Raw genomic sequence first — 607 nt, 5'->3', positions numbered from 1 at the left:
GTAATCAGATTGCTGATCGTGTCGGCCCCGCCTTTCTTTTTGGGAGTGATGTGATGTACCTCGAAGCGGGTATTTTCCTTGCCGCATTCCATGCACTTGCAGTTGTCACGAAAGATTGTCGCAATACGGAGGTTGGTGTCCAGACGGTTCGATTTCTGATACTGCCAGTGATACGGTTTATAGCCATCAGTCAGTGCCCGCATGTCAATCTTTACGTCCTCAAGCCAGTACCCATCCATGCGAATCCACTGACGTAATCGATCAATAACCCTCAGGGTTGCCTGCTTGCGTTGAATAATGGATGGCATAAGCCTCCCGCTGCGTCTTGATGAGGCACGATTGTTGAACCTTGCAGGGCGATAATGCTTATGATACCTGTGGTAACGACGATAGCTACGACGCTGCTCAATTTTTTTCTTTACGTCCTTGCGTTGCTCGATTATGCCCTTAAAGAGCACTTTGTTGCGAGTCTGGCACTTCTGCACTAGAGCAATACCAACATGGTTCGCACCGTCGTCGATACCGCAACGGATTTCGTCGGTATTTGGAATATCCACCACCTTATTCAGTTGGATAACCATAGGGAACCTCGACACCAGCTTTGCCT

1 protein-coding gene is annotated in these 607 nt (G+C 48.8%); it reads right to left on the bottom strand.

Annotated features, from left to right (window positions below; all coding sequences use genetic code 11):
- On the bottom strand, positions 1 to 581 hold a 581-nt coding region (iscB, locus tag DWX75_RS11880), incomplete at its 3' end, for an RNA-guided endonuclease IscB (RefSeq protein WP_255424279.1).
- Positions 582 to 607: the final 26 nt, after the last annotated feature.

It is taken from the genome of Mitsuokella sp. AF21-1AC, assembly GCF_003458855.1.
In the GTDB taxonomy this organism is placed as follows: Bacteria; Bacillota; Negativicutes; order Selenomonadales; family Selenomonadaceae; genus Mitsuokella.
The sequence above is the reverse complement of the archived record's forward strand: the minus strand, read 5'-3'. Positions and strand labels throughout refer to the sequence as shown.